Source organism: Allosphingosinicella sp., from assembly GCF_059502505.1.
The window spans coordinates 380,830-399,917 of sequence record NZ_JCACEU010000014.1; the positions used below are offsets into that span (position 1 = coordinate 380,830).

General features: G+C 67.3%; 30 protein-coding genes. 26 read left to right on the plus strand and 4 right to left on the minus strand.

The annotated features are described in order from the left end of the window. Positions 1-17 precede the first annotated feature (17 nt). Complete coding sequence (locus tag AC5JBD_RS04040) at positions 18-1,004, minus strand: hypothetical protein (RefSeq protein WP_495720470.1); 987 nt, start codon at positions 1,002-1,004, stop codon at positions 18-20. Between the two features lie 178 nt (positions 1,005-1,182). Between AC5JBD_RS04040 and AC5JBD_RS04045 the strand changes: the two genes are divergently transcribed. Continuing rightward, on the plus strand, positions 1,183-2,127 hold the full coding sequence (locus AC5JBD_RS04045) for an LAPAL motif-containing putative phage structural protein (protein WP_495720471.1): 945 nt from the start codon (positions 1,183-1,185) through the stop codon (positions 2,125-2,127). Between the two features lie 114 nt (positions 2,128-2,241). Here the strand turns inward: AC5JBD_RS04045 and AC5JBD_RS04050 are convergent, their stop codons facing one another. The 3 genes from AC5JBD_RS04050 to AC5JBD_RS04060 all read right to left on the minus strand — a co-directional run bounded on the left by AC5JBD_RS04050 (position 2,242) and on the right by AC5JBD_RS04060 (position 4,171). Continuing rightward, a complete protein-coding gene (locus AC5JBD_RS04050) occupies positions 2,242-2,544 on the minus strand; it encodes a hypothetical protein (RefSeq protein ID WP_495720472.1) in 303 nt (100 codons plus the stop codon). Between the two features lie 38 nt (positions 2,545-2,582). Further along, on the minus strand, positions 2,583-3,068 hold the full coding sequence (locus AC5JBD_RS04055; protein ID WP_495720473.1) for a hypothetical protein: 486 nt from the start codon (positions 3,066-3,068) through the stop codon (positions 2,583-2,585). 389 nt (positions 3,069-3,457) lie between these two features. Beyond that, a complete protein-coding gene (locus tag AC5JBD_RS04060; RefSeq protein ID WP_495720474.1) occupies positions 3,458-4,171 on the minus strand; it encodes an XRE family transcriptional regulator in 714 nt (237 codons plus the stop codon). On the opposite strand from AC5JBD_RS04060, the gene AC5JBD_RS04065 reads away from it, so the two are divergent. The 25 genes from AC5JBD_RS04065 (at position 4,132) to AC5JBD_RS04185 (ending at position 19,081) form a co-directional block, all read left to right on the plus strand. Beyond that, entirely contained in the window at positions 4,132-4,389 is a 258-nt protein-coding gene (locus AC5JBD_RS04065; RefSeq protein WP_495720475.1) for a helix-turn-helix domain-containing protein, read from the plus strand. The genes AC5JBD_RS04060 and AC5JBD_RS04065 overlap by 40 nt on opposite strands. 142 nt (positions 4,390-4,531) lie before the next feature. Next, positions 4,532-6,325 (plus strand): transposase, encoded by a 1,794-nt coding sequence (locus tag AC5JBD_RS04070; protein ID WP_495720476.1) that lies wholly within the window; start codon positions 4,532-4,534, stop codon positions 6,323-6,325. After that, on the plus strand, positions 6,322-7,092 hold the full coding sequence (locus AC5JBD_RS04075) for an AAA family ATPase (RefSeq protein ID WP_495720477.1): 771 nt from the start codon (positions 6,322-6,324) through the stop codon (positions 7,090-7,092). The genes AC5JBD_RS04070 and AC5JBD_RS04075 overlap by 4 nt, the downstream gene beginning before the upstream one ends. Further along, positions 7,092-7,940 carry a hypothetical protein gene (locus tag AC5JBD_RS04080; protein ID WP_495720478.1) on the plus strand — a complete coding sequence of 283 codons (849 nt, stop codon included), beginning with the start codon at positions 7,092-7,094 and terminating at the stop codon, positions 7,938-7,940. The genes AC5JBD_RS04075 and AC5JBD_RS04080 overlap by 1 nt, the downstream gene beginning before the upstream one ends. Then, positions 7,930-8,334: a helix-turn-helix domain-containing protein gene (locus tag AC5JBD_RS04085; RefSeq protein ID WP_495720479.1), complete on the plus strand. Its 405-nt coding sequence runs from the start codon at positions 7,930-7,932 to the stop codon at positions 8,332-8,334. The genes AC5JBD_RS04080 and AC5JBD_RS04085 overlap by 11 nt, the downstream gene beginning before the upstream one ends. Then, a complete protein-coding gene (locus tag AC5JBD_RS04090; RefSeq protein ID WP_495720480.1) occupies positions 8,335-8,595 on the plus strand; it encodes a hypothetical protein in 261 nt (86 codons plus the stop codon). After that, on the plus strand, positions 8,595-8,909 hold the full coding sequence (locus AC5JBD_RS04095; RefSeq protein WP_495720481.1) for a helix-turn-helix domain-containing protein: 315 nt from the start codon (positions 8,595-8,597) through the stop codon (positions 8,907-8,909). Before AC5JBD_RS04090 ends, AC5JBD_RS04095 begins: the two co-directional genes overlap by 1 nt. Continuing rightward, positions 8,906-9,124 (plus strand): hypothetical protein, encoded by a 219-nt coding sequence (locus AC5JBD_RS04100; RefSeq protein ID WP_495720482.1) that lies wholly within the window; start codon positions 8,906-8,908, stop codon positions 9,122-9,124. The genes AC5JBD_RS04095 and AC5JBD_RS04100 overlap by 4 nt, the downstream gene beginning before the upstream one ends. An 11-nt stretch (positions 9,125-9,135) precedes the next feature. After that, positions 9,136-9,801, plus strand: a complete 666-nt coding sequence (locus tag AC5JBD_RS04105; protein WP_495720483.1) for a host-nuclease inhibitor Gam family protein — start codon at positions 9,136-9,138, stop codon at positions 9,799-9,801. Continuing rightward, the gene (locus AC5JBD_RS04110; RefSeq protein ID WP_495720484.1) at positions 9,798-10,076 is read left to right on the plus strand and encodes a hypothetical protein; all 279 of its coding nucleotides are present in this window, start codon (positions 9,798-9,800) and stop codon (positions 10,074-10,076) included. Before AC5JBD_RS04105 ends, AC5JBD_RS04110 begins: the two co-directional genes overlap by 4 nt. Further along, a complete protein-coding gene (locus AC5JBD_RS04115) occupies positions 10,077-10,268 on the plus strand; it encodes a hypothetical protein (protein ID WP_495720485.1) in 192 nt (63 codons plus the stop codon). Further along, on the plus strand, positions 10,265-10,681 hold the full coding sequence (locus AC5JBD_RS04120) for a helix-turn-helix domain-containing protein (protein ID WP_495720486.1): 417 nt from the start codon (positions 10,265-10,267) through the stop codon (positions 10,679-10,681). Before AC5JBD_RS04115 ends, AC5JBD_RS04120 begins: the two co-directional genes overlap by 4 nt. Next, entirely contained in the window at positions 10,678-10,950 is a 273-nt protein-coding gene (locus AC5JBD_RS04125) for a LexA family protein (RefSeq protein WP_495720487.1), read from the plus strand. Before AC5JBD_RS04120 ends, AC5JBD_RS04125 begins: the two co-directional genes overlap by 4 nt. Continuing rightward, on the plus strand, positions 10,943-11,656 hold the full coding sequence (locus AC5JBD_RS04130) for a phage protein GemA/Gp16 family protein (RefSeq protein WP_495720488.1): 714 nt from the start codon (positions 10,943-10,945) through the stop codon (positions 11,654-11,656). The genes AC5JBD_RS04125 and AC5JBD_RS04130 overlap by 8 nt, the downstream gene beginning before the upstream one ends. Continuing rightward, positions 11,653-12,141, plus strand: a complete 489-nt coding sequence (locus tag AC5JBD_RS04135) for a hypothetical protein (RefSeq protein ID WP_495720489.1) — start codon at positions 11,653-11,655, stop codon at positions 12,139-12,141. The genes AC5JBD_RS04130 and AC5JBD_RS04135 overlap by 4 nt, the downstream gene beginning before the upstream one ends. Before the next feature lie 81 nt (positions 12,142-12,222). Further along, a complete protein-coding gene (locus tag AC5JBD_RS04140; RefSeq protein WP_495720490.1) occupies positions 12,223-12,582 on the plus strand; it encodes a hypothetical protein in 360 nt (119 codons plus the stop codon). Then, positions 12,579-12,872, plus strand: coding sequence for a hypothetical protein (locus tag AC5JBD_RS04145; RefSeq protein ID WP_495720491.1), 294 nt, complete (start codon positions 12,579-12,581; stop codon positions 12,870-12,872). The genes AC5JBD_RS04140 and AC5JBD_RS04145 overlap by 4 nt, the downstream gene beginning before the upstream one ends. A 2-nt stretch (positions 12,873-12,874) precedes the next feature. Continuing rightward, positions 12,875-13,438 (plus strand): phage protein Gp27 family protein, encoded by a 564-nt coding sequence (locus tag AC5JBD_RS04150; RefSeq protein ID WP_495720492.1) that lies wholly within the window; start codon positions 12,875-12,877, stop codon positions 13,436-13,438. After that, positions 13,435-14,403: a hypothetical protein gene (locus AC5JBD_RS04155; RefSeq protein ID WP_495720493.1), complete on the plus strand. Its 969-nt coding sequence runs from the start codon at positions 13,435-13,437 to the stop codon at positions 14,401-14,403. The genes AC5JBD_RS04150 and AC5JBD_RS04155 overlap by 4 nt, the downstream gene beginning before the upstream one ends. Beyond that, on the plus strand, positions 14,400-14,783 hold the full coding sequence (locus AC5JBD_RS04160) for a hypothetical protein (RefSeq protein ID WP_495720494.1): 384 nt from the start codon (positions 14,400-14,402) through the stop codon (positions 14,781-14,783). Before AC5JBD_RS04155 ends, AC5JBD_RS04160 begins: the two co-directional genes overlap by 4 nt. Continuing rightward, entirely contained in the window at positions 14,780-16,312 is a 1,533-nt protein-coding gene (locus tag AC5JBD_RS04165) for a hypothetical protein (RefSeq protein WP_495720495.1), read from the plus strand. The genes AC5JBD_RS04160 and AC5JBD_RS04165 overlap by 4 nt, the downstream gene beginning before the upstream one ends. 1 nt (position 16,313) lies before the next feature. After that, positions 16,314-17,918: a phage portal protein family protein gene (locus AC5JBD_RS04170; protein ID WP_495720496.1), complete on the plus strand. Its 1,605-nt coding sequence runs from the start codon at positions 16,314-16,316 to the stop codon at positions 17,916-17,918. Then, entirely contained in the window at positions 17,915-18,484 is a 570-nt protein-coding gene (locus AC5JBD_RS04175) for an MT-A70 family methyltransferase (RefSeq protein WP_495720497.1), read from the plus strand. The genes AC5JBD_RS04170 and AC5JBD_RS04175 overlap by 4 nt, the downstream gene beginning before the upstream one ends. Beyond that, a complete protein-coding gene (locus tag AC5JBD_RS04180) occupies positions 18,481-18,729 on the plus strand; it encodes a hypothetical protein (RefSeq protein WP_495720498.1) in 249 nt (82 codons plus the stop codon). The genes AC5JBD_RS04175 and AC5JBD_RS04180 overlap by 4 nt, the downstream gene beginning before the upstream one ends. Beyond that, the gene (locus AC5JBD_RS04185) at positions 18,722-19,081 is read left to right on the plus strand and encodes a hypothetical protein (protein WP_495720499.1); all 360 of its coding nucleotides are present in this window, start codon (positions 18,722-18,724) and stop codon (positions 19,079-19,081) included. Before AC5JBD_RS04180 ends, AC5JBD_RS04185 begins: the two co-directional genes overlap by 8 nt. The last annotated feature ends 7 nt before the right edge of the window (positions 19,082-19,088 follow it).

Below are 19,088 nucleotides of genomic sequence, written 5' to 3' on the forward strand. Positions count from 1 at the left end.
CGCACGGACCTTGGAGATCAGCCTCCCGCCTGCTTGACCGCGTCGATGTAGGAGAGGCCTGCGGTTCCCCGCTGCAGCTCGAGCGCTTTGGCGTGGATCTCGAGCGCCTTCGGATCGACCGTGTAACCGGGCGGCGCCGCGAAGCTGACCTGGTCGTCGCCCTCGTCCTCGTCGTCGGGGCCGGCGGCCTCGCCGAAGGAGACGACCGGCTTCGCGCCATCGAACAGCTTCCGGAACGCAGCGACGGGCGTCATCTCGCCGTTGGCCTCGCCGAAGCTGACCGTCGCGGTCGCCTCGAGCTCGTCCATCACGCCGACGACCAGGTCCTTGCCGGCCGGCGCCAGTTTGCCTGCAGCGATCAGCTGCTCGGCGAAGGCGACATTGCCGGCGTGAAGCGAGGACTTGATCGTTGCGGCGGCGGTGCGCTCGCGCTCGTCGGCTGCAGCGAGGCGATCGGCCGCCTCCTGCTCGCGGCGGGTGAGCTCGGCCTCGCGCTCGGCGAAGTCGACGGTGTCGGTGGTGGTCTTGGTCATAATGGTCTCCGGGGTGGTTTCGATCGTGACGGCGCCCCCGCGCTCATCTTCGCTCTCGGCGAACGATACGGTGCCGAGGCCCTTCACCGCCGGCGCCGCGGCGCCGAGGAAGCCGATATGCTTCAGGTAGAGGGAGCCCGGCTTTGGATTGCCGCGGCCGTCGGGCAGATAGAATCGGCCCGAGACCTTCGAGTAGCGGCCGGCGCGGACCGCCTCGGCGAACGCCGGCTCGAGCTTGTCCATGTCGGGTTCGGCGACCAGGTGGCCGTCCTCGAACGCGAGGCTCTTCGCCCAGCCATAGGCGGGAGCGTCCAGCTTTGGGTGACCGACGACCAGCGGCGCCGGATCGGTGGAGGCATCATAGGCCTCGGCCGCCTGGCGCAGTGCTTCCTCGCTGAAGTCGACGACTGTCCCCTCCACCGAAGTGAAGCGGCCAGGAGGCATGATCTTGATGCGCGGCGTCTGTCCCATGCCGCGGAGATAGATCGGGAAAAGGTGGGACGTGTCCTTGCGCCAGCAGAAGGGGCGCAGCGGCCTGGAGCCGCGCTCTTCATGATAGCTCGCCGACGAGAGTGCAACAGGAATGCTGGAAATTGCAGACTAGCCGAAATCCCTATGGCGCAAGTGCTGGATTCCTATATCTGAATCGATGACCCGCCACATTCGCACCACTATCCGATACGACGGACCGGCCCTCGCCGGTCATGAGATGGACGTGCAGGATCTGGCGCCCGCGCTTCTGGCCCTCGCCGACATCATCCAGATCGCAAACCGCCACTTCAATGGCGATGCAGCGGCGATGCGCGTGCTGGTCAACGCCGATGTCGAGCAGCGGTGCTTCCAGATCGATATCAGCCTGGTCCAGTCACTGCTTGAGCAGGCGAAGACCTTCTTCAGCCAGCCCGAGGTCGCGACGGCGAAGGAGATCGCGGAGTGGATCGGCATTATCGGAGGCGCCGGCGGCGGGCTCTTCGCGATCCTCAAGCTGTTTGCGGGCCGAACGCCAGACGCTCGCACATCCATCCAGGTGACGCAGGAGAGCGGCTCGACTACAATCAACATAACAGGCGACGGCAACACGATCAGCGTTCCATCGCAATCCTACGACCTCGTCCGACAGCCGGCGATCGTCGATCGAGCAAAGGCAGTCCTGCGGCCGCTGCAGCGTGAGGGCTACGAAAGCCTCGCCTTCCTCGAGGATAACCGGCCCTCCTTTGAGGTGGACAAGCCACAGGCGGAAGCGATCATCCAAGCGCCGCCGCTCGATCTGGAGACGCCTCCCACCCAGAGCGTATCGCGGATTGAGGGCGTCGTGCGCATCAAGGCGCCGCAATACGAAGGCGCGGCCAAATGGGCGCTGCTGTGGAACGGCCGCGCCATCGACGCGGACATGGCCGACCAGTCATTCGTCGAAGGCTTTCAGTCGAACCGCATACACGCTCCGCCGAACACCTCGCTCCAGGTGGTAATGACGGAGACTGCCCGGCTCACTTTGGAAGGTCGGGCAATCGGCCGGCCGACCTACATCGTCGAGAAGGTCCTCGACGTTATGCCGCCGCCTCAGCAGCTCGCGCTGGGTACGCCGGTGCAATAGCTAGGCGGGTGGCCATCAGGAGCCCGTGGGCAGCCTGTACATGCATGTCGCCGCGATTTTAGGTGTCTGGGTAGCGGAAGGGCGCTCCTGCGCCTTCTGGGGCCGTTTCTCGGCCTATCCCCTCCGCCGACGGAACTGGGCCTTCAGGTCCGCCTTAGTCGGCGCCGGCGGCGGGATCTCCGGCGGACGCTCGATCGGCGTCATGTCGACGCGAGCGTTCCTGGCGCCGCAGCCCTCACACCGGAAGCGGCGGGCAACCATCTCCCAGGCCTGGTTCCAGGCCCTGCTCTGGAAATAGGCGACGACGTCCTGTGTGCGGTAGGTGCCCGATCGGCCGCAGGAGAGGCAGGTCACCTTCAGGTTCGCATTCCAACGGTGGAGGTCGGAGAGGCATTTGGGTCGGTGATTGAATGCCACCGGCCCAGTGAACGAAGCAGGAACGATTCGGCAAGAGGTCAGAGTGGCGGCTTACCGCAGACCCTCAAGACCTCGTTGAACTTGGCCCTAGCCCCCGCGATCGCGAACGAGGCGTCGACCGGCTGGCCATCGAACGCCATGGCCCTAACGGTCAGCTGCTTCGCATCGGCGATCGCTGTGGCGATCCGAACGACGTCCTGCCAATCCCGCTCATAGGCGCCTTTAAGCACCGTCTCCCAGTAGGTCGAAATCGGCGAAGCCTTGTCCGGCCGCACGATGACTTCGACCTCGCGGCTACCAAGGTAGCGGCCTGGCAGATACTGGAGTGACACGACCTGTTCGTCAGCTGCGCTGCAGACCAACAGGAACTGAGCCTTCCCGTTTTCATCCGACACCCAGGCGCTAGCCGAGCCCAAGTCCGTGATAGGATCGACGCGCTCCCTGAAGCTCCACCCATCTGGACTAGGCGCAGCTTCCACCTGAGCAGATGCAGCGATCAACATGGAAATGGTAGCGGCGATCAAGGTCGTTCCTCTCAGCTAGATTTTTGCACGACTTCAGCAGCTTCGTCGAGTCGAGCCCTTTCCTACCGGGCCTAAAACTGGAACGAAAGGCGAACAACGAATCGCAGGAGCTCAGTGATGAGAACACAGCGCGCTGCTGGCCCCGACCCATATCGTTTCTCTTATTCGCGCCAGATGCCACGCCGAACCCACGAGGAGCTGGAGCTGCGACGTAGGTATGAAGCACGGAAGCGGTATCGTTTCATGCTCCTCGAGCGCCCCCTCGGACCCTGGCGTGAAAGCCGGACGGACGCTTATGCAGACGGCATCAAGGCGTGCGAGGCGACGGTCGATCGTCATACTGGCAACGTCTATCTGAATGTCTTCAGCTGGGTCTGGGAGGCCGAAATTTAGGCTTCCGGATGGACGTGATTGCTCCACACCACCCGACCCATGATCTGAAAGTCGAGCGCCTGATTCTCAGGATCGATAGGAACCGGGCGATAGGCCTGATTGTCGCTCACTAGGTCAAGCCGCCTTCCGAGACGCTGGAGTCGCTTCACATAGAGCTCGTCATCTAGCCGAACGGCGAAGATGCCGTCCTGGGGCGCGGTCCGGGAGGTGTCCACCATCACCCAGTCATTAGGGTGAAGCGTCGGCACCATACTGTCTCCCTTCACTGCGAGCATGTGAAGCCCATCAATGCGGCCGAAAGACCGCCTCAGCCAGTCTCTGGGGAAGACCCAGCCAGCCTGCTTTCCGGCGCCCGCAGCCAACGAGCCTGACCCGGCGGAAAGCGTAACGTCGAGCATCGGGATGCTCACCAAATCCTCTGGCGGCGGCTCTGCACTAGTAGCACTCGCGCCTCTCCCGGCGAGAAGCCAGTCAAGCGTCAGGCCCAGCGCCTGCGCAATGCGCTCGGCGTTGTCTGCACGTGTGATCCCCGACCGAACGTAATCTCGGAGTGTATTAAGCGGAATCCCCGCCTTTTCGTGCAGCCAAACGAGATCTCGGTCACCCAAGGCGTCCAAGATGCGATTTCCGACCGGATTTTCGGTTTTCGGGCGTTGACTGCGCCTCTGGGGTGGATTATCCGAAGTTTCGTTACGAGATTTCGGATTCATGGATGTTTGGATCGATGCACAGAGAAGACGTTAAGGCGGAACTGCGGAAGCGGTTCGGCAGCGTCGCGGCCTTCGAACGGTCACGCAACTTGCCCGCCAAGTCCGTGAACGAAATCCTGCGCGGCAGAAAAAGCGCTCGAGTTGCCGATGCGATCGACGATGCCCTCAATGAACCAATCCCTGAAGCATGCCTCACCGGCGCAGGATCTGGCCGGTGAGCGAGCGGTATCAAACTCGAGCAGCGAAGTCTCGCCCTAACCTGAAGCTTACTGGGACGGAAATTCGCCAGTCTAACCTCCGCTCCTCTGAGAGAGGTGCTGCTGCCCCGAGAGGGGCTCGATGACGGCGCCGCACACTCACATGAGCGCGGCCGAACTCGCGTCGCTTCAGCTTCCTGGCCTCCCCTCAACCGAGAGCGGCATCATCCGCCGAGCCAAGGGCGATGGCTGGCCGTTCGTCGACCGGATCGGCCGAGGCGGCGGCCGGCTATACGCCGTCGCCGACCTGCCGGCCGAGGCGCGCGCCGCCGTTCAAGCGCGCGCCACTGCCCGAGTTCCCGCTAACCTCCGTCCGGTCGGTCGCCCCAAGGGCAGCGACTATTTCAGCCGCAACATAGAGGTCGCCGATGCGGTCGAGGCAATCCTAGCCGATCGGCAGCTGTCCGCCGCCCGCATACTTGAGCTGCTGGCTCGGCGCTTCCCGCCGGCAACGCTGCCGCCCCGTCGCACCCTCGCCCGCTTCATCCAGAAGCTCGAGAGCGACAAGCCGGCCCTGCTCGCCGCCACTCGCAATCCCGATCTCTATAAGGGCCAGTATAAGCTGGCGCTCGGCCGCGCCGACGGCGGCGTCACCCACGCCCACCAGGTCTGGGAGATCGACACGACCAAGGCGGACGTCCTCACCAAGGGCGGCCGCAAGATGATCCTCGGGCTGATCGACCGCTGGTCGCGCCGCGCCCGCTTCATGGTGGCGCCATCAGAAAGCGGCCAGGCCGTTCGCCGCCTGCTGATCGAGGCGATCCGCGAGTGGGGCGTCGTCCCCGAGACGGTGAAGACCGACAACGGCTCCGGCTACATCAACGCTTCGATCGTCTCCGCCCTCGATACGCTCGGCATCGTCCACGAGCGCTGCCTTCCCGGCACCCCCGAGGACAAGCCATATGTCGAGCGGCTGTTTGGCACCTTCACCCGCGAGCGGGCCGAGCTGCTCGGCGGCTATTCCGGCCACAACGTCGCCCAGGCGCAGGCGCTCCGCTCCAAGGCGAAGAAGGAGACCGGCCGCGCAATCGTGCTGCCCGAAATGGAGCCGGAGGAGCTGCAGGCAGTCCTGAATGCCTGGGTCGACGGCGTCTACCATCAGCGCGTCCACAGCGGCATCAACACGACGCCGATGCGGCGGTGGCTCTCGTCGCCGGTCCCGGCCCGCCGAGCACCCAGCGAGGACACGCTCAAGATCGCGCTCTCCCGCTTCGAGCGTGTCGCCACCGTCGGCAAGCGCGGTGTCGTCTGGAAGGGCGGCCGCTATTGGGCAGCCGCCCTGGTCCCATTCGTCGGCCGCGCCGTTCAGGTTCGCCGCGACGAAGAGGATCTCGGCGCCCTCTTCATCTTCGACGAAGACGGCCACTTCATCGACACGGCAGTCAATGCGGAGCGCGCCGGTCTGTCCGAGCAGCAATTCGCCCAAGCAGCCGCCCGCCAGCAGGCCGAGTGGCTGTCCGGCGCGAAGGCCGAGCTCCGCGAGAAGAAGCGCCGCTTCCGCTTCGAGGAAGCCCGCGACCAGCTGCTCCGCGACGACGCCGAGCGTGCCGGCAAGCTTACCTACTTCCCGACGCCGACGGTCGAGCGGTCGACGCCGCAGCTCGACAGCATCGCAGTTCGGCCGGAACCTCCGATGCCGAGCCAAGCGCGGATCGAAGAGGCGGTCCGCAAGATGGAGCCGCGCCGGGCGGCGCCGACGCTCTCGATCGCCGAGAAGGTCGCCGCTGCGGATCGCATCATCGGCGCTGCGGAGCGCGGCGTCGAGGTCGACCCTGACGAGCTGAAGCGCGCCCGCCTGTTCGCCACCACGACGGCCTACCGCGCCGAAAAGACGATCATCGCCCACTTCGGTGGCGCTCAGACACCCGCCGCAAACGACAGGAGGCACAGCGCGTGAACGATCTATCCTTCCAGGCACGCCTGGACTTTGGGGACCATCTGCCTCCGGGGCCGGCCCAGCTCACCAACATGAACTTGGCCCTGCGCACCTATTATGACTGCGCCCAAGCGGCGGCCGGTCTACCTCGGATCGGCGTCATGTATGGCCCCTCGGGCTACGGCAAGACGGTGGCGATGGGCTTCACCGCCCAGCGCTCCGACGCCGCCTATCTCGAAGCCAAGTCGATCTGGACCCAGCGCTCGCTGCTCGAGGCGATCGCCGAGGAGATCGGCATCCGCTCGCTCGAGCGAAGCGGCCCGCGGATCCTCGAGCAGATCATCGACCAACTCAACCGCGAGCCCCGCGGGCTTATCATCGATGAGATGGACCACTTGGTCCGCAAGCAGCATGTCGAGATCATCCGCGACATCCACGACGCGACCCGGATCCCGATCCTGCTCGTCGGCGAGGAGGCCCTGCCGTCGAAGCTGAAGGCTTGGGAGCGCTTCCACAACCGCATCCTGGTCGCCACGGCCGCGCAGCCGGCGACGGATGACGACGCCCGCAAGCTCCGCGATCATTACTGCCCGCGGGTCGCGATGGCGGACGACTTGGTGGAGCGGATCGTCCGCGCCTGCCGCCATGTCACCCGCCGCATCGTCGTGTGCCTGAAGGAGGCGGAGCGCATCGCGGCCGAGGAGGGCGTGGACTCGATCGACCTCGCCTGGTGGGGCACCCGTCCCTTCGCCACTGGCGAGGTTCCGGTCCGGAGGCTCGCCGCCTGATGGCCGACTACGCCGCCCATAGCGCCACTGGCGAATGCAGCGAGCCGCTGTGGGCTGCCCTTAAGGCGGCGGCGGCGCCGGCGTCGATCGACGAGCTGCACGGCGCCAGCCGCGCCCATCCGCAGGCAATTCGCACCCGGCTGCGCCGCTGGGCGCAGTGCGGCTTCGTCACCATCGAGGAAGGCCTGCCGCCTCGCTATCAGATCGCCGCTGACGCCGCTCACCTGGTCGAGCCGCCCTATCCTGGCGAGATCGCCGGCGCCGCCTGGTCCGCGCTCCGCCGGATCGGCCGGCCGGCAACCTTCGACGAGCTGCTCGCCGCCACCGGCGCCGCCGATCGCGCGCTCTACTGCCGCCTCTGGCGCTGGGCCGAGCAGGGCTTCCTGCGGGTCCTGCCCGCGGAGCCGCGCCGCTTCTCACTCACCCAGTCCGCGCCCGACGCGCCGGTTCCGCCGAAGGTCAACGATCGCGGCCAGGTCCTGCCGCCGCGCCGCAGCGCCCGCTCCCGGATCTGGAAGGTGATGCGCGTCCTCAAAACCTTCGACGTCCCGACGCTGATGATAGCGGCCGAGGTCAAGCGCCGCGCCTGCGACGACTTCCTCAACCTGCTCGTCCGAGCCGGTTACGTCCGGATGAACGGCTACAACTTCAAGCGTCTCGGCAGCGGTGCCGTCCGCGACTGGTCGACCTACACCCTGCTCCGGAACACCGGACCGCGCCACCCCACCATCAGTGCCTATCGCGGCAAAGCCGAGCCTCAGCGCCTCACCGATCACAATACCGGCGCCTCAGTCGAGCTCGCCTTCCACGTGCCGCGCCAGCGCCGCGGAGGTAACCATGATTGTTAACCACGCCTTCGCATCTGCGGCCACCAACGTCGCCAAGGCCGAGGCCGCCTGGGGCGCCACGATCCCCGGCTGGGTGCGGCTCCTGGCCAGCGCCAGCGATGCCGGTGGCCAGCGCCGCGTCGCCGAGCGCCTCGGCAAGTCGTCCGCGTATGTCAGCCGGCTGATCAACCGCTCCTACGGCGGCAGCTACGAGGAGGCGGAGACGCTCGTCCGCGCCGCCTACGGCAATGAGGACGTGGTCTGCCCGATCTGGGGCTCGATCCCGCTCGCCAGCTGCATCCGCAATCGCCGCCGAAAGGGGCTGCCCCGCAACCAGGTCCACCACCTGCACGCGCGCCACTGCCCGGCCTGCCCGAACAACACCGACCGTCCGTCAGCGTCAGAGGAGGAGTGAATGAGCGTTTCTAGTCGATTGCAGTGCCTGATCAGCCGGATTGCAACCACCGGCGGAATTGACCGCGACGAGCTGCTCGACGAGCTCGCCGGCATCCGCGACCACGCCACACAGGCGGACCTCCGCGCCACCCGCGACCGCATGTGCTTCGCCGAGCTGATTGACGGGATCGAGAGCAAAGTCCTCGACCAGCAGGGGTTGGTTGATCGCGCCCGCCGCCGCCACTCCCGCACGGCTTCCAAGCTGCAGGCGGTCGGCTGATGGAACCGGGCACCTATCTTCGCCTCCGGCGCGAAGCGGCCGGCGTGGCGATCGCAGACGTCGCCGAACTTCAGGAGAGCCTGGAGGACATCGAGACGGGCGGCGCTCCGATCACCGTCCACGATGCCACCCGGCTGCGCGAGCTGTTCCCGTTCGACCCAGACGTCCTGGCCGCGCTCTGCAGGGGCCAGGAGGAGCCGATCTGCCGGGTCTGTGGCTGCAGCCAATATGATCCCTGCGCAGAGGGCCTGACCCACTGTGCCTGGGCTGAGGATGACCTCTGCACCGCCTGCCGCATCCCGGTGCCGGCATGATTGACGGTCCGCCCATCCACCTCAGCGCCGACGACATGGTCGACGAGCCGCAGCCCCGCGGCCTGGCCGTCCTCTATCGCCGCGACGTCGCGACCTACTGCCCCGGCTGCGGTCGCTCCAACTGGCTCGTTGGCCGCACCTCGGCCGAGTGCGCCTTCTGCTCCACCGCCATCCCGATCCACCCCGCGGCCGCCCGGCCGCCTGTGAAAGCGTAGAAAGGAAGTCCATGGGCGCCACCCGCCGCAAGGCCGTTCGCCAGCAAGCCCCGCAAACCCTCGAGGAGGCGATCGGGGAGCTCGCCGAATATGCCGACATCCTCACCGGCATCGAGGAGCTCGAGGCCGACGCCGTCGCGTCGATCGCCGCGATCAAGGCCGAGCGCGACCGCATGGTCGCGCCGCTCGAGCAGCGCCTGAAGGAGATCTTCCTTCGGCTTCGCGCCTGGTGGGCCGTCGCCGGAGCCGAGCTGACTGAGGGCAAGCGCAAGAGCCACGAGCTCGCCGGCTGCGTCCTCGGGGAGCGCACCACGCCGCCGAGCCTCAAGATGCCGGCCAAGGCAGAAGAGGCGGCACTGCTCCTGGTCAACGTCGGCCTGGCCGAGCTCTGCCGACACAAGGTCGAGGTCGATAAGCCGGCGGTGCTGAAGACGCTCGCCCGATGGGAAGAGCTCCAGGAGAAGGCCAACCTTGCGAGTGTCAGCGGCCCGGAGGCTTGGCGCCACCTCATCGATACTGTGGACGATGAGGAGCTGATCGCTCTCGCCAAGCAGATCCTGCCGATCGTGACGCTTAGGGATCTCGGCTTCACCGCCGTCCAGAAGGAGGAGTTCTTCATCGACCGCGCCGGGGAGAAACCTGCGGCCGTGGAAATCGTCCAAGAGGCGGCGGAATGAGCGGGCAGATCGTCACGGCGATCGCTGGCCTCACTTGCCTGGTGATCGAGCCGCGCCCGATCGCCGGCGAGGACGACAAGTTCGGCGTCGGCGTCAGCGCCACCGAAGTCGACGGCAAGCCTGTGGCCACCATCTCCATCCGGCACAAGGACGGCCGGATGCTGCTCGCCGTGCTGCCTCCCGCCCTCCTCGGTCAGTTTGCGGAGATGGTCTCGATGACCTCGAAGAACATGCCGATGCTTGATGACCGGGCGTCGCCGCCGGAGTTCCAATGAGTGCCTCGCTCGCGCGCCCCGATCGCGCTGCGCAGACTTCGCCGGCACCGGCAGGCGATGGAGCTGGCCATGGCGGAGCAGCTGCCCCTCCAGGAGGCGCGCTGGCGCCTGTTCCACCGCGGCTCCTTCGCCACCTCGCCGGACTCAAGCGAGCCGGAGCTTCCGCCCGAGCCCTACTGGAAGAGCCTGTGACTTGTCCCGGCTGCGCCGCCCTCGAGGCCCGCATCCTCGACATCGAGGCGCGGCTCGCCGGCCTCACGCCGATCGAGCGCTCCCTTCTCACGAAGCCGACGATCGCGGCGATCGTCGCCGACGCCAGCACGATCCTGGGCTATCCGGCCGCGGACATTCTCGCTCGCGGACGCGTGAAGGAGCTTGGCGATGCGCGGCGCGCCGTCGCCTGGGCTGCTCGCCACGGCACTCGCTATCCGCTCGCTCGCATCGGCGAGGCCCTCGGCGATCGCGACCACACCACCATTCGCGCGCTCGTCGCCTGCGCCGATCGCCGCCGCCGCGAGGACGGCCCGTTCAAGCTGCTCAGCGATCTACTGCTCAACAACGCCCGCGATCGCCGCTCGGCCGAATTAATCGGGATCAGTCGATGACGCCGGAGCAGAAGCAGACCTTCGAAGCCGTGAAGGGGTTCATCCAGGAGCGCGGCTTCTCGCCGAGCTTCACCGAGATTGGCGAGCTGCTGGGCGGGAAGGCTAAGTCCGCCGTGAAGCGACGGGTAGACGGCCTGGTCGCCCTCGGCCTCATCCGCACCCGTCCCGGCCGCAACCGCTCGATTGAGCTGGTGGAACATGACCTCGCCCGAGTGCCGACATCGGCGCTCTGGGCCGAGCTCGAGCGCCGCGGAGCTGCCCATGGCTAAGGCCTTCGGCGCCACCGCCGCCCGCGCCATCCGCACTGCCAGCGGCAAGGCCGACAGTCGGTCGAAGATGATCGGCGCCGTCCGCATGGCCGCGAAGCGCGTCGGCATGAACGACGACGATCGCCGCGCCCTGCAGCAGGAGCTCACTGGCAAGATCTCGCTCGGCGACATGTCGCTCGCCGAGATCGGCCAAGTGCTCGACCGCCTCAACAAGGACTGGAAAGGGCCGATGGGCCACCGCGCCCACGCCGGCAAGATCCGCGCGCTGTGGTGGACCCTCTACTGGCTGGGCGCGATCGAGGATCCCGCCGATCGGCCGCTCGACGCCTTCGTGAAGCGCCAGGCCGGCGTTTCCTCCCTGCGCTTCCTCGACAGCCGCAAGGCCCACAGCGTCATTGAGGCGCTGAAGGCCTGGGCAGCGCGCGAGGGCGTCTCCTGGCCAGGTCCGGAGCGCTTGGCCGAGGTCACCGTCACTCAGCCTGGTGTCGATGCCGGGAAGCTCGATCGCCACGCCGTCCTGGCAGCGATCGGCGTGAAGCTGCGCGACGTCGGCGCCCTCAACAGCAGCCACCTCAGCTACTGCGAGAAGGCCCTCGGCCTCGGCTGCAACCACTGGAGCTGGACGCCGCACGAGCTCGACGCGGCGATCAAGCTTCTCGGCAAGCGGCTTCGTCACGTCACCGGTCGGAAGGATGCTGCGCGATGAGCAGCATCGGGCACAACTTCCCGCCTCCCGATCAGCTGCCGATCCCCCAAGACGTCCGGCCGGACCGATTCTGGACCGAGCAGATGCTCGAGATGGCCGAGCATATCGGCGCCTATTGCACCCTGCTGATCGTCGACCGTTATGGCGGCGAGCAGCTCTACATCCCGGTCGACCCATCGAAGAGCAAGCTTAGGGACCTCATCGGCGCCGAAGCGGCCGCTACGATGAGCCACGTCTACGGCCGTGAGGTGCTGCAGATCCCGACGGCCAAGCATGCGCTCGCCCGAGCCCGCCGGCAGGCCATCATTGCGTCCGTCAAAGCGGGTGATATGAGTGGCGGCGACGCGGCGCGGATCCTCCGCACCTCGCGCTCCTATCTGGCCTTCCTCGTCAACCAGTCTGACGAGGCCGCCGAGGGCGAGGATCGCCGGCCATCGCGCGGCCACCCTGGCCAGCTCCACCTCTTCGGCGACGAAGACGGCTGACCTTCCGCCGACGCAAGCACATCGCAGCCGCCCGCAACCGCCATGAAAGCCCTGTTTCCATGAGCTTGAAGGGTGCGTGTCGTGAGCTGGCTTCTAGAGCTGATACGTACCCTCTGGCCCGTTGCCATCGTCGTGATGCCGCTGGTCACCGGCGCCGGCTTCCTCTGGCTCAAGACCCAATTCCCCTCAAAGACGGACTTCGACACGATCCAGCAGAGGCTGGCCGAGGGATCCCGCAAGCTCTCTGACCTCGATAAGCGCGTCGCCCTGGTCGAGGACGACTGCGAGAGTTCTCCCTCGAAGCAGGATCTGAGCAACCTCTACGCCGCGCTCGCCGGCCGGACTTCGGGCGTCGAGACGGCGCTGCGCGGCCTCGAGAAGGCGCTCAACACCCAGAACGACTACGTCCACACCCTCATCGAGAAGGCGATCAAGGGATGATCGCCTCAGTCATCCTCCCGGTCGTCCGCCGCGCCATCATCGACCTGCTCTTCGACATCGGCGGCGAGCAGAATGACGACGTCCTCACCCAGCTGCTCAACGGGCTCGGCCACCGCGTCGCGCGTCGCGACGTCGCCGAGCAACTCGCCTGGCTGGCGAATGAGGCCAAGCTGATCCGGCTTGAGGATCTCGGCCCCTACAAGGTTGCTCGGATCCTCGCCGACGGCCGCGACGTCGCCGAGGGGCGGCTCCTGGTCGAGGGCATCTACCGCTTCAAGACGGGCGACTGAGCATGGCGCAACGCTCGTCCATCGACCGCCTGCCCCCTGAGGTGCGGGAGCGGGTCGACGCCGCCATCAAGAACGGCGCCACGATCGACGAGATCGTCGGCGTCCTGCTCGACCTGCACGACGCGGGCGAGCTGTCCGAGCCCGTCTCCCGCTCCGCCGTCGGCCGCTACTCGAAGAACTACCGGCAGCTCGCCGAGCGGCAGCGCGAGCTGCAGTCGGTTGCCAAGGCCTTCGGCCAGGAGTTCGGCCAGGAGGGGGACAATCAGGGGCGGCTGATGAACCAGCTGCTCACCAGCCTGATCACGCGCGTCACCATGCCGGTGGTCACCGGCGACGACGAGGATCTTCCCGACTTCAAGGATCTCCATTTCCTCGCCCGCGCGGTGAAGGACGCCGCCTCCGCCGCCAAGACCGACGTCGATCGCGAGGCAAAGGTCCGCGACGAGACCTTCAAGCGCGCCAAGCAGGCCGCGGCCGAGGCCGCCGCCATCAGCGCCAGGGGCGCCGGCGCCTCCGAGGAAACCATCCGCACTGTCCGTGCTGCAATCCTGGGGATCGAGCCATGAACCAGCTTACCGCTCAGCAGCGGTCGTTTTACGAATGCCTCCTCGCCAACCGTGCCCGCGGCATGGCCATCGCGCGCAGCACGCGCCTACCCTCGCAGATGAGCCGGGTGGTCAACAACCTGCGCCGGCTCGGCCTGGTAGAGCCGGAGACCTACCGTCCAATCGCGCTTCCAGCGCCGATCGCCGCCGTAGAGGCCCGGAAAGCGCCCGTAGAAGGCAAGGCCGCCCAGCCTAAGGGTCTGTGGCCAGCCGACCGCTGCGAGCGCTTCCTGGGCGAGCTGGCGCGGACTGGCGAAGTGAATGCAGCCGTGCGGGCGCTCGGCCTCACCGGCAAAGCTGGTCTTTATGGGATGCGGAAGGCCTCGCCGGCCTTCGCCGCCCGCTGGGACGCAGCCCTGGCGCGCTTCGCAGCAGGGGAGGTGGCGGACACCGCGAGCCGCCCTTTCGCCTCCAGTGACGGACTGGCGGAAGCACGACGGCCGAGCGATGCCGGTTCCGCCGGAAACGATGGTGCGGATCCGCTACCGGAACAGGACCGAGAAGGGGCCGCTGCAGGCGAAGAGCCGGAACTGGCAGTGGTCGAAGCAGGCGCCGAGCGACTGGGACATCGTGAGCTGGGTGCTGGCGCCGAGCTCGAGCTGAAGCCGGAGACTGTCGCCGACCGCATCCGCCGGCTCGGTAAGGAGATGAGCGGCGGCGCGCCTGCCATGCCCGCCAGCGCCCGCCTCAGCCTCGGCATAGCGACACCCACCACCCCGGTGCGGAGGGTCAGCTACATTGAGGGATATATCCAGCGCCTCGAGAAGGCGAAGGCCTACCTCAGGGGCCTCAGCTGCTCCGTCGTTCAAGCCTCGCGCGACGCGGTGATCCCGAGCTGGCATGTCTCCGGCTACACCGGCGCATTCTCCAACGAGCAGCTGATCCAGCTCGCCATCAGTCGCGGCATGGAACCGCTCGCGGCATGAGCCAGGTCTGCACCCGCGTCCTCGCCGGCTCGGCGGAATTCGCGCCGCCGCCTGGCGCGATCGGCGCCCTCGCCTGGGAGCTCGCCAACCATGCGCGGCGCGTTGGCCTCGCCGTCGTCCGCCTCCGCTGCAGTCGGATCCGTGGCTCGCACACGAAACACATCATCCTGCGCGACGACCGCAATCGCCACTGGCACATCCGCCTCTCCGATCACCCTCCGCCGCGCCGCACCGGCCACGAGCGCCCGCACTTCGACTTGGTGAGCCGCGACGGCACCGCCGGCTTCGAACTGGCGATCGGCTTCGTGGGCCGCGTCGGCCGCGGGGAGGAGGCGTGGGCGCCCGCGGAAATGAGCCCCAAGCGGAAGGGCCAGCGATGACCGACGTCCCGGCCGTCCTTCTGCCCTACCAGCAGGAGGCGCTTCAGCTCAGCCACGCTCACGCGCTCTACGTCTGCGAGAAGTCGCGCCGCACCGGCCTCACCTACGGCTTCGCGGCCGACGCCGTCCTCACCGTCGCGCCGGCGCGCGGCGGCATGGACTTCTTCTACATCGCCTACAATCTCGACATGACCCGCGAGTTCATCGACTATTGCGGGGCGTTCCTGAAGGCGTTCAACGAGGTCGCCAGCGCGCCCTCCGAGTTCCTGTTCGACGATGGGTCGGAGGCCGGCATCAAGGCCTTCCGCATCGACTTCCCGTCCGGACATTCGATCGTCGCGCTCTCATCCAAGCCGCGCTCGCTGCGCGGAAAGCAGGGCGTGGTCCTGATCGACGAGGCGGCCTTCCACGACCAGCTGGAGGAACTGCTCAAGGCCGCCCTGGCGCTGCTTATGTGGGGCGGCCGCGTCGTCGTCATCTCAACCCATGATGGCGCCGACAACCCGTTCAACTCGCTGATCGAGGACATCCGCGCCGGCAAACGCAAGGGCGTCGTCCAGCGCATCACCCTCAAGGAGGCGCTCGTTCAGGGCCTCTACAGGCGCATATGCCTCCGAACCGGCAAGACCTGGTCGCCGGAGGCCGAAGCGGCCTGGGAGGCGGATCTGCGCGCCTTCTACGGCGAAGCCGCCGAGGAGGAGCTGGACGTCATCCCCGCCCGCGGCTCCGGCACCTATCTCGCCCGCGCCACGATCGAGCGCGCCATGTCGGCCGAGCTGCCGGTCATCTACCTGCGCTGCCCTGACGGCTTCGAGCGCGAGAGCGACCACTATCGCCAAGACTTCGTCCGCGAATTCCTGGAAGAGGAGGTCGCTCCCTACCTAAAGGACTTCGACCGCACCCGCCGCTCTTTCATGGGCCAGGACTTCGCCCGCACCGGCGACGTCTCTCCCGTCGCCGTCGGCCAGCACGACGCCCACATGCGCCTGGTCGCCCGCTTCATCCTCGAGATGCGCAACGTGCCCTTCCGGGAGCAGGAGTTCGTCCTGAACTGGATCGTCGAGCGGCTGCCGCTCTTCGCCCATGGCAAAATGGACGCTCGCGGCAACGGCTCCGCCCTCGCCGAGGCGATGCAGCAGCGCTGGGGCTTCGACCGCATCGAGGCCGTGATGGCGTCCGACAAGACCTACCTCGCCTTCATGCCGAAGCTGCGCGCGGGCATCGAGGACGGCACCTTCATCATTCCCAAGGACGAGGGCACGCTCGAGGATCTGCGGATGATCAAGCTCGTCCGCGGCGTGCCGAAGATCCCGGACCGCTCCGTCGTCTCGAAGGCGGACGGCTCCAAGGGCAAGCGCCACGGGGACAATGCCGTCGCCCTGATGCACCTCCGCGCCGCCGCCGACGAGGATCCGGGCGAGTTCTTCTTCGCCTCCACCGGCGCCCGCAGCTCGGCCGCCGCCGAGACGATCGTCACCACCCGCGGCTTCGGGTCGATCACCCGCCGCGCCTCAGGATTGGACTGGTAACATGGCCCAGCGCCCCAAGCCCTACAGCTCCGCCGTGCGCCGCAGCCCCGGCCGCACCTCGATGCCGGCCGAGCTCAACCAGGTCATCGCGACGACGCACGACGGCCGCGACATCACCAAGCCCTATGTCGGCGAGCTCCACGAGTTCAACGATCGCCGGCTCCTCGGCGCCGTCGACTGGGGCGAATATGACCGCATCCTGCTCGACGACCAGGTGAAGTCCTGCCTCACCCAGCGCATCGGCGCCGTCGTCAGCCGCGAATGGGACGTGCTGCCCGGCGATGCGGAGGATCCGCGTTCGGTTGCTGCCGGCGACGCTCTCAAGGCGAACCTCGAGGATATCGGGTGGGACCGCGTCACCGAGAAGATGCTCTACACGCCCTTCTATGGGTTCGGCGTCGCCGAGCTGATGTGGGGCCTGCGTCCCGACGGCCTCATCGGCTTCGTGCCGGCCGGGCGGACGCGGGCGATCCACGTCCGGCACGCTCGGCGCTTTCGCCAGGACAAGGACGGACGGCTGCGGCTGATCACCACCACGAACATGACCGGCGAGATCTTGCCCGAGCGCAAGTTCTGGGAGGTGACGGTCGGCGCCACCGACGACGACCAGCCCTACGGCCGCGGCCTGGCCGAGTGGCTCTACTGGCCGTGCCTGTTCAAGCGCAACGGCATCCGCTTCTGGAACACGTTCCTGGACAAGTTCAGCGTGCCGACCGCCAAGGGCACCTATCGGCCTGGCACGCCCGAGCAGGACATCCAGCGCCTCCTTTCGGCGCTCTCCTCGATCGCCAACGACACCGGCTTCGTCATCCCAGAAGGTATGGCCGTGGAGCTGCTCCACGTCGCCACGACCGGCATCGACTTCGAGAAGCTCCCCGCCTTCATGGACGCGGCGATCGCCAAGATCATCCTCGGCCAGACCATGACCAACACCGCCGGCCCGACCGGCCTCGGCTCCGGCCTCGCCGACGTCCAGGCCGGCGTGAAGCTCGAGGTCATCACCTCCGACGCGGACCTCCTCACTGACAGCTTCAGCTCCGGCCCGGCGCGCTGGTGGACCGACCTCAACTTCGGCGCCGACGTCGCCGCGCCGCGAGTCGTCCGCCTGGTCGAGGAGGAAGAGGACACCAAGACGATCGCCGAGGCCGACAAGGCGATCATGAGCCTCGGCTACGTCCGCACCGACGAGAGCTTCCGCGACACCTATGGCGACGGGTTCGAGCGCAAGCCGGTGGAAAAAGCGCCCTCCTCCGGCAGTGCCGACGAGGAGGGCGATGCGGCCGGAGAGGTGCGCCGCCAAAACGAGGGTAACATCATCCCGCTTCGGCGCGAAGCTAGCTTCGCGGAGGCGCCGATCGGCGGCGACATCGTCGACGAGGCGGTCGCTCAGATCATGGCCGACGAAGGCTGGCGCACCGGCGTTTTGGAGCCCTTCGCCGGGTCGCTGCTTGCCGAGCTCGCGCGCGCCGGCAGCGAGGAAGAGGTCCAGGCGATCCTCGCCCGCGCCGCCGAGCTGGATGACGAAGGCACGCTCGTCACCAGCCTCGAGCGCGCCGGCTTCGCCGTGCGCTTGGCCGCCACCGCCGGGCAGGATGGCGCCGAATGACCTGGCCGTTCGGTCACCTGATTCCGCTCCGCTACGGGGCGATCATCGCGGATCCGCCGTGGCGCTTCGAGAACTACTCGGCGGCGGGCGAGGCTAAGAACCCGGTCGCCCACTATTCCTGCATGAGGACGGCCGACATCGCGGCTCTGCCGGTGAGCCAGCTCGCCGCACCCGATTGCGCCCTGTTCATGTGGGCGACGGCGCCGATGCTGCCGGACGCGATCGAGCTGATGTGCCGCTGGGGCTTCACCTTCAAGAGCGCCGGTGCCTGGGCGAAGCAGTCTTCGACCGGAGAGAAGTGGGCATTCGGCACCGGCTACTGCTTCCGCTCGGCAGCCGAATTCTACCTGCTCGGCACGATCGGCAAGCCGCAGGTCCGATCACATTCGGTTCGCAACCTGATCGCCGCCCCAGTCCGTGAGCACAGCCGCAAGCCTGACGATCTGCATCGCGACGTCGAGGCGCTCTACGCCGGTCCCTATTGCGAGCTATTCGGCCGCGAGAGCCGGCCTGGCTGGGAAGTCTGGGGCAACGACGTGACTCGCTTTGACCAGGTGGCAGCATGATCGTCGTTCCGATCCTCCTCTATGCCGCCGTTCAGGGCGGCGTTCACAACCTGGGCACGCTCGTGATCGACAACATCGGCGGCACCCGGACCCGCGGCGACTATCGGGTCCGCGTCTACGCCAAGGGCGCCGATTTCGCGACCGCCAAGCCCATTCGGGAGGGCCGGGTCCTCGCCCATCGCCGGCTCGCTGAGCCAGTCGGCAATCTCATCGCAAAGGCACTGAAGGAGACAGGATATGGATGACGCTGCGCTGCCCGCCGGCGAATATGCAATCGTGGAGGTCCTCGGTCACCGGACCATCGTGGGACGGGTCGAGGAGGTCGAGCGGTTCGGCACGAAGCTCATGTCGATCGAGCCGCTGTTCGGCGGCAAGCTGCTCCCTGCCGTGCTGATCGGCGGCAGCTCGATTTACCAGTTCACGCCGTGCTCGGTCGAGATCGCTGCGGCGCGCCAGCCAAAGCAGGACTGGCAGCTTCCGACCAGCATCCGGGCCGCGCTCCCGCCCGAGCTGCTCTCGGCGCCGCCCGTTGCCGAGGAGGAGGAAGGGGACGACGAGCCCGAGTTCGCCCCTTCCTTCCTGCAGGACGACGACTGAGGATCGC